The organism is Micromonospora rosaria (assembly GCF_001567585.1).
GTDB lineage: Bacteria > Actinomycetota > Actinomycetes > Mycobacteriales > Micromonosporaceae > Micromonospora > Micromonospora rosaria.
This window is the reverse complement of sequence record NZ_LRQV01000184.1, coordinates 1-10,840: the sequence shown is the minus strand read 5'-3', so window position 1 is coordinate 10,840 and position 10,840 is coordinate 1. Positions and strand designations below refer to the sequence as shown.

At 71.8% G+C, this 10,840-nt stretch carries 10 protein-coding genes; 4 read left to right on the top strand and 6 right to left on the bottom strand.

The annotated features are described in order from the left end of the window. From AWW66_RS29380 to AWW66_RS29355, 6 genes are all read right to left on the bottom strand, one after another. A partial coding sequence (locus AWW66_RS29380; RefSeq protein ID WP_083979144.1) for a DUF6807 domain-containing protein occupies positions 1 to 775 on the bottom strand: 775 nt, incomplete at its 3' end. Continuing rightward, the gene (locus AWW66_RS29375; protein WP_067373188.1) at positions 772 to 1,377 is read right to left on the bottom strand and encodes a hypothetical protein; all 606 of its coding nucleotides are present in this window, start codon (positions 1,375 to 1,377) and stop codon (positions 772 to 774) included. The genes AWW66_RS29380 and AWW66_RS29375, both read right to left, overlap by 4 nt. A gap of 12 nt (positions 1,378 to 1,389) precedes the next feature. Continuing rightward, entirely contained in the window at positions 1,390 to 2,274 is an 885-nt protein-coding gene (locus AWW66_RS29370) for a carbohydrate ABC transporter permease (protein ID WP_067373194.1), read from the bottom strand. Beyond that, entirely contained in the window at positions 2,274 to 3,251 is a 978-nt protein-coding gene (locus tag AWW66_RS29365) for a carbohydrate ABC transporter permease (protein WP_067373185.1), read from the bottom strand. The genes AWW66_RS29370 and AWW66_RS29365 overlap by 1 nt, the downstream gene beginning before the upstream one ends. A 29-nt stretch (positions 3,252 to 3,280) precedes the next feature. Next, a complete protein-coding gene (locus AWW66_RS29360) occupies positions 3,281 to 4,627 on the bottom strand; it encodes an ABC transporter substrate-binding protein (protein WP_067373182.1) in 1,347 nt (448 codons plus the stop codon). A gap of 19 nt (positions 4,628 to 4,646) precedes the next feature. Further along, positions 4,647 to 5,771 (bottom strand): LacI family DNA-binding transcriptional regulator, encoded by a 1,125-nt coding sequence (locus tag AWW66_RS29355; RefSeq protein WP_067373179.1) that lies wholly within the window; start codon positions 5,769 to 5,771, stop codon positions 4,647 to 4,649. Positions 5,772 to 6,006: 235 nt separating this feature from the next. On the opposite strand from AWW66_RS29355, the gene AWW66_RS29350 reads away from it, so the two are divergent. The 4 genes from AWW66_RS29350 to AWW66_RS29335 all read left to right on the top strand — a co-directional run. After that, positions 6,007 to 7,335 carry a Gfo/Idh/MocA family protein gene (locus AWW66_RS29350; protein WP_067373191.1) on the top strand — a complete coding sequence of 443 codons (1,329 nt, stop codon included), beginning with the start codon at positions 6,007 to 6,009 and terminating at the stop codon, positions 7,333 to 7,335. Positions 7,336 to 7,355: 20 nt separating this feature from the next. Beyond that, positions 7,356 to 8,786, top strand: a complete 1,431-nt coding sequence (gene uxaC, locus AWW66_RS29345) for a glucuronate isomerase (RefSeq protein ID WP_067373176.1) — start codon at positions 7,356 to 7,358, stop codon at positions 8,784 to 8,786. After that, positions 8,783 to 10,087 carry an enolase C-terminal domain-like protein gene (locus AWW66_RS29340; protein WP_067373172.1) on the top strand — a complete coding sequence of 435 codons (1,305 nt, stop codon included), beginning with the start codon at positions 8,783 to 8,785 and terminating at the stop codon, positions 10,085 to 10,087. Before uxaC ends, AWW66_RS29340 begins: the two co-directional genes overlap by 4 nt. Further along, positions 10,078 to 10,840, top strand: a 763-nt coding sequence (locus tag AWW66_RS29335; RefSeq protein ID WP_483819091.1) for a mannitol dehydrogenase family protein, incomplete at its 3' end; no start/stop codon positions are given. The genes AWW66_RS29340 and AWW66_RS29335, both read left to right, overlap by 10 nt.

Sequence of the window (10,840 nt, the reverse complement as noted above, 5' to 3'; positions counted from 1 at the left end):
GGCCCGGCCGGCTGGTCCCGGCGGCCACCACGGCCGGCTGCTCGAAGGCGAACGCCACGCACACCCCCGGGTACATCGCGGTCCGGACGAACCAGCGGTCGCCCGGCCCCAGGCCGGTGAAGACCAGGGTGTACGCCGCGCCGCCCGGCCCGGTGCCGCCGAAGGCCAGCCACGGCGCGTCGCTGCCGTTGACCTTCTCCTCCCCCTCGGCGTCGGCGGTGAAGGTCACCGCGTCGGCGGTCGGGGCGCCGCGCCAGAAGAACCCGCCGTAGCCGGCCCCGCCGGGGCGGCCGTTGGTGGCCGGGCTGCCCAGGTGCACGTCGGCGTCGGCCGGGGCGGTGAGGGTGTAGTCCAGGTCCAGCCGCCAGGCGGCGGTCGGGCCGTCGACCCGGGTGGCGGCGAGCCGCCGTTCCTCGGTAAGCAGCATCCCGCCGGCCCGGTCGCGCCACTGGAGCCGGTGCGCCAGCCGGTCGGGGGCCCGCTCGGTCCACCCGGTGTGGGCGATCCGCCCGTGGTCGTCGAGCCAGGTGTAGCCGGCGTCCCGGACGTAGGTGCGCCCGCCCCACAGGTTGGTGCCGGAGACGTCCTGCACGGTCAGGGAGGCCCCGAGGTGCCAGACGTGGTCGGCGGGAAGGGCGTCGGTGACCGGGGTGCCGGCGAGGGTCCGCACCGGGTGCAGGTACGGCCGGGGGCCGTGCGTGGCGTCCAGGTCCGGGTCGACCACGTACGTGGCCACCGGCGTGCCGTCCACCACCAGGTGGTGCGCGTCGGTCATGCCGCCGCCCTCCGGGTCACCGCGTGCAGGGCGGCGATCGCGTACCCGGCCAGGAGGGTCACCGCCACCGGGTGGACCAGCACGGCGAGGAACCCGGTCAGCAGGGTCACCCCGCTCAGCGCCGCCCAGAGGCCGGGGCGGGCCAGGCAGGTGCCGGCGGCGGACCGGGCCGCGGCCCGCCAGCCGGCGCCCCCGGCCCGGCCCACCTCCACCACGACCAGCCCGGCGTACCCGACCAGGGCCACCGCCACCGCGACGGTGACCAGCAGCGCCGGGGTGCCGCCCGGCACCCGGCCGGCGGCCAGCGCCAGCAGGTCGGCCACGAGCAGCCCGGTGACCAGCACCGCGAGGACGGTCACCGCCGCGCCGGGCAGCAGGGCCCGGCCGAACCGGGCCAGGATGCGCCGGGCGGGCGGCCAGGTCCCGGTCTCCGCCCAGTCGTGCACGGCGGCGCTGGCCGTGCCGACCGCCGCGCCCGCGGTCAGCACCGGCACCGAGGCCAGCACCACCGTGATCCCGACCAGGGCCAGGTCGGTGGCGTCGCGCAGGACGTCCCGCCAGTCCCGGGCGGCCGGGACGGCCTCCACACCCGTGGCGCTCATCGCCGGATCACCTCACCCCTTCAGACCGCTGGTGTTGATGCCCTCGACGAGCATCCGCTGGAAGGCCAGGAAGAACAGGAACACCGGCAGCAGCGACAGCACCGACATGGCGAACATCGGCCCGACCGCGCTCGCGCTGGTGGAGTCGATGAACAGGGTCAGCGCCACCGGCACGGTGTAGTCCTTCAGGTCGGAGAGGAACACCAGTTGCCGGAAGAAGTCGTTCCAGGTCCAGATGAACGAGAAGATCGCGGTGGTGACCAGCGCCGGGCGGCTCAGCGGCAGGATGACGTGCCGGAAGATGCCGAACGAGCTGGCCCCGTCGATCTTGGCGGCCTCGTCCAGCTCGCGCGGGATGCCCCGCATGAACTGCACCATCAGGAAGACGAAGAACGCCTCGGTGGCCAGGAACTGCGGGATCAGCAGCGGCAGGTACGGCCAGTCCCCGCCGACCAGGCCCAGGCTGCGGAACAGGATGTACTGCGGGATGATCAGCACGTGCCCGGGGAGCAGCAGGGTGCCGATCATCACGGCGAACCACATCCCCCGGAACCGGAACTTGAGCCGGGCGAAGGCGTACGCGGCCAGCAGGCAGGAGATCGCGTTGCCGACCACGGTCAGCAGGCTGACCATCGCGCTGTTGAGGAAGAACCGCCCGAAGCTGAAGTCGAAGTTGGTCCACCCATCGGTGTAGTTGCCGGGGGTGAACTCCTCCGGCAGCAGCCCGATGTTGTTGACGATCTCCGCCTGCGACTTGAACGAGGTGCCGATCATCCAGATCAACGGGTACAGCACCACGGCGACGATCGCGATCAGGATGGCCAGGCGCACCGCCTGGCGACCGCCGCCCGGCTTGCGGTTGCCCCTGCGGGCCACCGTCGAGGTCACCGCCACCATCACCGCTCCCCGTCCGAGTAGTGCACCCAGAACCGTCCGGTGCTGAAGAAGATCACCGTGATCAGCGCGATGGCGAGCAGGAAGACCCAGGCCATGGCGGAGGCGTAGCCCATCTCCAGGTTGGTGAAGCCGGAGATGTAGAGGTTCAGCGTGTACATCAGGGTGGAGTCGACCGGTCCGCCGGTGCCGTTGCTCAGCACGAAGGCCGCGGTGAAGCCCTGGAAGCCGTTGATGGTCTCCAGCACCAGGTTGAAGAAGATCACCGGGGAGAGCATCGGCAGGGTGACGTTCCAGAACTGACTGAACTTGCTGGCCCCGTCCACCGAGGCGGCCTCGTACAGCTCGGTGGGGACCTGCTTGAGGCCGGCCAGGAAGATCACCATCGGTGCGCCGAACTGCCAGATGGCCAGCACCATCAGGGTCTGCAGGGCCCACTCCGGGTCGTTGACCCAGGGCTTGCCCTCGATGCCGACCAGCGCCAGGAAGGAGTTGAAGGCGCCGTCGCGGTTGAACATGTTCACCCAGACGATGGCCAGGGCGACGCTGCCACCGAGCAGCGAGGGCAGGTAGAACAGGCTGCGGAACAGGCCGACACCGCGCCAGGCCCGGTTGAGCAGCAGGGCCACGCCGAGCGCGGCGGCGAGCTTCAGCGGTACGGCGATCAGCGCGAACTTCAGGGTCACCTGGACCGCGTGCCAGTACGACGGATCGCTGGTGAACATCCGCTCGTAGTTGGCCAGCCCCACCCACTCGACCTCGGACAGCGGGGTCAGGATGTCGTAGTTGGTGAAGCTGAGGTACAGCGACAACAGCATGGGAATCGCCGTGACGGCCATCAGGCCGAGCAGCCAGGGCGACAGGAAAACGTATCCGGCCAGACCTTCGCCGTGCCGGTTCCGTCCGGCCCCGCGGTTCGCGCGGGGTCGGACGGAACCGTTGCCACGTCGGGTCGGTCCGGGCGCCGTGGTCAGGGCCACGAGCCGGCTCCTCTCCGAACCTCGGTGGTTCAGGCGATCGCGGACTTGCAGGCGGCGTAGAACTGCTCTGCCGCCTGGGCCGGGGTGAGCCGGCCGTACTGGGCTTCCTCGGCGGCCTTGGTCAGCTCGGCGCGGACCTTGCTGTGGCCCTTGATCGGCACCTGCGGCGCCGGGCCGAAGGTCTCCGCGAGCTTCGTCTCCACCTCGATGGACAGCTTCATCGCCGGGTCGGTGACGTCGTCGCTGACCACCCGACGCAGGTCGAGGTTGGAGGGCAGGCCCCGGTCGGTGCCGAGCAGCTTGACCACCTCCTGGTCGTTGACCAGGAAGTTCAGCACGTCGACGGCGACGTCCTTGTGCTTGCTGCCCCGGAAGACCGACCAGTACATCGCGGCCCGCGCCCACTGGGCGCTCGGGTCACCCGGGTAGGCGACCACACCCAGGTCGTCGTTGGTGTTCTTCTTCAGCTCCGGCATCTGGTTGACCCACACCCAGGAGGTGGCGGCCTTGCCGGTGACCACGAGCTGCTTGGTGATGTCGGTGGCGTTGCCCTCGTGGATCACGTCCGGGGTCGGGGTGGCGCCCCGGTCCCGGGCCCCCTTCCACAGCTCGAACCACTTGGTCACGTCCTCGACGGTGAAGCCGAGGTCGTTGCCCTTGTACAGGTCCTTGCCCTGCTGGCGCAGCCACACCCAGAAGGCCTTGTCCACGGCGCTGGCGTCCATCGTGCCGGGGACCTTGGCCTTCTTGCTGACCTCCTCGGCCCAGGCGATGTGCTCCTCCCAGCTCTGGCCGGTGGTCGGCTCGGGGAGGCCGTTCTTGGTCAGCAGGGACTTGTTGTAGACCAGGCCCTGGGTGTTCTCCCCGGCGGCCAGGCCGGCGAGCTTGCCGTCGACCACGCCGTACTGCCAGAGGCTCTCCGGGAACTTGGAGACGTCGAGCTTGCCGTTGTCCTTGTACTCGTTCAGGTCGAGCGTGGTGTTGCGGGCGGCGTACTCGGTGAGGAAGTTGTCGTCGATCTGGAAGATGTCCGGCGGGCTGCCGCCGGCGGTGAGGGTGGCGAGCTTGTCGAAGTAGCCCTGGTTGGCCTGCCACGTCTTCTTGAACGTGACGTTCGGGTTCTTCTTGGTGTACAGCTCCAGCGCCTGCTCGGTGAGCTGGGCGCGGGCGTCACCGCCCCACCAGAAGATGGAGAGTTCGACCTTGCCGTCGGAGCCGGCCTCGTCGTCGCTGCCGCAGGCCACGGCACCGCCGAGGAGCAGCGGCACGGTGACGGCCGTGGCGAGGAAGCGGCGGAGGAATCCCCGGCGGGTGGCCGGGGTACGGTGGGCCTGCCGGGCGGGCGCGCCGGCGGTGGGGGGCGTTGCGGGGTGCATGTGCGCTCACTCCTTGGCGTTAGGAGGCGACTACCTCGCCGGTGGCCGCCCTCGGGCAGCCCGGGTCCGCAGGGCGTTGCGGGCCCGGGCCTTCGCTGACGGCGCCGGCTCGGGTGCGACCGGTGGGTGGTACGGGGCCGGTCGAGTCGCGGATGACCAGTTCGGTCTGGAGCATTAACTGTGCGGTGGTACGTCGGTCGCCGGATGCCGTGCTCCGACCGAGGCCCCGGCGCGGGGCCTCGGTGTCCTGTTGCAGCAGCATGTCGACGGCCGACCGGCCGGCGGCCCCCGTGGGGGTGGCCACCGTCGTCAACTTGGGCCGGGTGAGCCGGCTCAGGGCGATGTCGTCGATGCCGACGACGCTGACGTCCTGCGGGACCCGGACCCCGAGGCTGTCCAGCCCCTCGATGAGGCCGATCGCCATCAGGTCGTTGTAGGCGAGCACGGCGGTGACGCCGCTGCGGCGGACCTGTTCGGCCTGGCCGCCGCCACCGGCCACGGTGGGCGGGTTGGGCCCGAACAGGGTGAGCTCCGCTCCGCCGGCGCGCGCCGCCGCGCCGGCGGAGCGGCGGATCTCCCGGTTGGTCCAGGAGCCCCGGGGACCGCCGAGCAGGCCGATCCGCCGGTGCCCGAGGCCGGTCAGGTGCTCCACGGCCGACCGGGCGCCCTGACCGACGTCCATCATCACGCAGGGCAGGCCGGCGACCTGACGGTTTATCACCACCAGGGGCACCTCGCGGCTGAGCTGCTCGATGAGGCTGTTGCTCATCCGAGGGCTGCACAGCAGCACCCCGTCGACCTGCTTGGCGAGGGCGTGGACCAACTCCTCCTCGGCCGACGGGTCCTCGTTGGTGTCGGCCACGAAGACGTGGTAGTCCCGGTGCCGCGCCTGGCTCTCCGCCGCCTTGATCAGCGGCGGGAAGAACGGGTTGGCGATGTCGGCGATGATCAGGCCGATGTTGTGCGTCCGCCCGGTGATCAGGGCGCGGGCGGCCCGGTTGGGCCGGTAGCCCAGGTCCTCCGCGCAGGCCAGCACCCGGACCCGGGTCTCCGGGTTGACCAGGTGCGGCGCGGAGAAGGTGCGCGAGACGGTGGAGATGTGCACACCGGAGGCCCGTGCGACGTCGCGGATGGTGACTGGCACGGCGGCCCCTTCGTCCGGTGTGGCTGCGGTCACTCAAGTGCCGACAATTAATGCAAACGGTTGCTCCAGTGTCAACGGCGGATGGTTACAGCTGTGTTTCGGTGACGCTCCCACCATGCCCCTTTATCCGGTCAAACTCCGGCAAAAGACACAGGATTCGGTTACATCGTTGACTCGGCGTCATCGAACGTGGTTACTTCACTGCAAACCTTTGCAGCACTGGGAGGCCGTCGGGATGTCATCGATCAAGCAGGGGCGGGTCCGGTACGCGGTGATCGGCACCGGGGCGCGGGCGGAGATGTTCGTCCGCGCCCTGGTCCGCGACCACTCCACCACCGCGGAGCTGGTCGCCTTCGCCGACGTCAACCAGGCTCGGATGGAGGCGCACAACCGGTGGCTCACCGAGCTGGGCCACCCGCCGGTGTCGACCTACCCCGCCGCCGACTTCGCGCTCATGCTCGACAAGGAGCGGGTCGACGTGGTCCTGGTGACCACCACCGACGTCACCCACGACGAGTACATCGTGGCCGCGCTGCACGCCGGCTGCGACGTGGTCACCGAGAAGCCGATGACCGTCGACGCGCCCCGCTGCCAGCGGATCCTGGACGCGGTGGCGGAGACCGGCCGAAAGGTTTCGGTGGCCTTCAACTACCGCTACAACCCTTTGCACGAGCAGCTCCGCCGGCTGATCGCCGACGGCGCGGTCGGCGAGGTCGGCTCGGTGCACTTCGAGTGGCTGCTCGACGTGCGCCACGGCGCCGACTACTTCCGCCGCTGGCACCGGGAGAAGGCCAACTCCGGCGGGCTGATGGTGCACAAGGCCAGCCACCACTTCGACCTGGTCAACTGGTGGCTCGACGCCACCCCGGTGGAGGTGTACGCGGCCGGGCGGCTCTTCTTCTACGGCGAGCCCGGCCAGCGGCACGGGTACGCCCGCGACTACGACCGGGTGCACGGCTCCCCCGCCGCCGCCGACGACCCGTTCGCGCTGCGGATGGCCGAGCACCCCCGGCTGCGCGAGCTCTACCTCGACGCCGAGGGCGAGGACGGGTACCACCGCGACCGCAACGTCTTCGCCCCCGGCGTCACCATCGAGGACGACATGGCGGTGCTGGCGACGTACTCCACCGGCGCGACCATGACCTACCACCTGACCGCGTACGCCCCCTGGGAGGGCTACCGGGTCATGGTCAACGGCAGCCGGGGGCGGCTGGAGCTGGAGGTCGTGGAGAGCGAGTTCGTCAGCCCCGCCGCGGCCGGCGCGCTCAAGGGCGCCGCCCTGCACGGCAACGAGGCCGCCGCCGAGGGCGGGTCGGCGACGCTGACCCTGCGCCCGTACTGGGAGCCGCCCCGGCCGATCACGGTCGACGGGTACACCCGGGAGGGCCACGGCGGCGCCGACGCCCGGATGACCGCGGTGCTCTTCGGCGGGGCGACCGATCCGCTCGGCCGCGCCGCGACCGCCCGCGACGGCGCGCTCGCCCTGCTCACCGGCCTGGCCGCCAACCGGTCCTTCGAGACCGGCCAGGCCGTCCGGGTCGCCGACCTGCTCACCCTCCCCTGATCCGCAAGGAGCCACACACCGTGTCCGATCCCCGATCCGATCTGCTGTTACCCGCCGATCCCGGCGTGCGGGCCCTGGCCCGCCGGCTGCACGCGCTGGCGGCCGAGCAGCCGATCATCTCGCCGCACGGCCACGTCGACCCGGCCATCCTGGCCGAGGACCGGCCGTTCCCGGACCCGGCGCAACTGCTCATCGTGCCCGACCACTACGTCACCCGGATGCTGCTCAGCCAGGGCGTCCCGCCGTCCCGGCTCGGGGTGCCGAGCGTGGACGGCAGCCCGGTGGAGACCGACGGCCGGGCCATCTGGCGGCTCTTCGCCGCGCACTGGCACCTGTTCCGGGGCACCCCGTCGCGGCTGTGGCTGGAGGAGACCTTCCGGGACGTCTTCGGGGTGACCACCGCGCTCTCCCCGGCCACCGCCGACGAGGTCTACGACGCCATCGCCACCCGACTGGCCGAGCCGGCGTTCCGGCCCCGGGCGCTGTTCGACCGGTTCCGCATCGAGGTGCTGGCCACCACCGAGTCGCCCCTGGACGACCTGGGCCGGCACGCCAAGCTCGCCGCCGACGGCTGGGGCGGGCCAGGCGGGAAGGTAATCACCACGTTCCGCCCGGACAACGTGGTCGACATGGAGTTCGACCACTGGGCGGCCAACGTCGACCAGCTCGGCGAGGTCGCCGGGGAGGACACCGGCAGCTACGCCGGGTACCTGCGGGCGCTGCGCCGGCGCCGGGAGGCGTTCATCGCCGCCGGGGCCACCTCGTCGGACCACGGCCACCCGACCGCCCGGACCCTGGCGCTGGGCGAGGCCGACGCGGCGGCGCTGTACGACAAGGGCCGTCGGGGCGAGGCCGACGCCGCCGACGCCGAGGCGTTCCGGGCGCACATGCTGGTGGAGTTCGCCCGGATGTCGCTCGACGACGGCCTGGTGCTGCAACTGCACCCCGGCGCGGTGCGCAACCACAACCGCTGGCTGTACGCCACCCACGGCCGCGACGTCGGCGGGGACATCCCGCAGGCCACCGAGTACCTGCACGCGCTCACCCCGCTGCTGGACGCGTACGGCAACGACCCCCGGCTGCGGGTGGTGGTCTACACCCTCGACGAGTACACCTTCACCCGGGAGCTGGCCCCCCTCGCCGGTGGGTACGCCGCGCTCTACCTCGGCGCGCCCTGGTGGTTCCTGGACTCCCCGGAGGTGCTGCGCCGGTTCCGCGAGTCGGTCACCGAGACCGCCGGCTTCTACAACACCGCCGGGTTCGTCGACGACACCCGCGCGTTCTGCTCCATCCCGGTGCGCCACGACGTGGCCCGCCGCATCGACGCCGGCTTCCTGGCCCGCCTGGTCGCCGAGCACCGCCTCACCGAGGACGAGGCCGCCGAGACCATCGTCGACCTGGCGTACCGGCTGCCCCGGAAGGTTTTCAAGATCGGAGAGTCCCACCTGTGACCGTCACCATCACCTCCGTCGACGTCCACGACGTGCGGTTCCCCACCGCGGCGGCCGGCGACGGTTCCGACGCCATCAACCGGGGCGACTACTCGGCGACGTACGTCGAGCTGTCCACCGATGCCGGCCCGACCGGGGCCGGGTTCACCTTCACCAACGGCCGGGGCAACGAGATCACCTGCGCCGCCGTCGAGGCCCTGGCCCACCACGTCCGGGGCAAGACCGTCGAGGAGATCGCCGCCGAGCCGGTGGCCTTCTGGCGCTCGCTCAGCGCCGACGTGCAACTGCGCTGGCTGGGCCCGGAGAAGGGCGTCATCCACATGGCCACCGGCGCGATCGTCAACGCCGTGTGGGACCTGCGCGCCAAGCTGGCCGGCAAGCCGATGTGGCGGTTCCTCGCCGAGGCCCCCACCGAGGAGCTGGTCGCCAGCATCGACTTCCACCACATCACCGACGCGCTCACCCCGGACGAGGCCACCGCGATCCTCGACAAGGGACGCGACGGGATGGCCGACCGGCTGGCCGAGCTGGAGCGCGACGGCTTCCCCTCGTACACCACCTCGGTGGGCTGGCTCGGATACCCCGACGACAAGGTCCGGGCGCTGACCCGCGAGGCGTACGCCCAGGGGTGGCGGGCGATGAAGATGAAGGTCGGCGGCCCGCTCGACGACGACGTGCGCCGGGCCCGGATCATCCGGGAGGAGATCGGCCCGGACGCGCTGCTGATGATGGACGCCAACCAGGTGTGGGACGTCGACGAGGCGATCTCGAACATGGCGGCGCTGGCCGAGAGCGACCCGTACTGGATCGAGGAGCCGACGCACGCCGACGACATCCTCGGCCACGCCCGCATCGCCCGCGCGGTCACCGAGCTGACCGGCGGCCGGTGCCGGGTCGCCACCGGTGAGGTGGCCGCCAACCGGGTCATCTTCAAGCAGCTGCTCCAGGCCGAGGCGATCGGCGTGATGCAGATCGACGCCTGCCGGGTCGGCGGGGTCAACGAGGTGCTGTCCGAGATCGTGATGGCGGCCAAGTTCGGAGTGCCGATCTGCCCGCACTCCGGCGGCGTCGGCCTCTGCGAGTACGTGCAGCACCTGGCGATCTTCGACTACCTGCGGGTGGGCACCAGCCTGGACGGCCGGATGGTCGAGTACGTCGACCACCTGCACGAGCACTTCGTCGACCCGGTCCGGACCCGGGGCGGGCGGTACCTGCTGCCCACCCGGCCCGGGTACAGCACCACGATGAAGCCGGCCTCGATCGCCGAGTACCGCTTCCCGGACGGGCCGGTATGGCGGTGACCGTCGGCGTGTCCCGGCTCGGCCTGGGCACGCTGCGACAGGTGCCGGCGGAGAGCCGGCCGCTGGTACGCCCCGGAAGCGTCCCGGTCGGCATCGTCCACCTGGGGCTCGGCGCGTTCCACCGGGCTCACCAGGCGGTCTACACCGAAGAGGCGATCGGGGTGGCCGGCGGGAACTGGGGCATCGTCGGCGTCGCGCCGCGCAGTCGCACCGTCATCGAGCCGCTCGCCGAGCAGGACTGCCTGTTCAGCGTGACCACCCTCTCCGGGGAGGGCAGCACCACCCGCGTGGTGGGGGCCCTCGCCGGGGTCCGGCACGCCGCCAGCGAGCCGCAGGCCGTGGTCGACCTGCTCGCCGACCCGGCCGTGCGGGTGGTCACCCTGACGGTGACCGAGAAGGCGTACCAGCTCGACCCGGTCACCGGGAAGCTGCGGGCCGACCCGGAGGTCGCCGCCGACCTGACCACCGACCGGCCGCCGACCACGGTGCCGGGGCTGCTGCTGCGCGGCCTGGCCGCGCGGGCGGCGGCCGACGCCGGGCCGGTCGCCCTGGTGAGCTGCGACAACCTGCCGGCCAACGGCACCCGGCTGCGCGGCCTGGTGCACCAGGCGCTGCGCCAGGCCCGGGTGCCCGACGGGCTGCTGGACTGGGTCGCCGACCAGGTCACCTTCCCGGGGACGATGGTGGACCGGATCGTGCCGGCCAGCACCCCGGACACCCTGGCGGCGGCGCGGCGGGCGCTCGGCGTGAGCG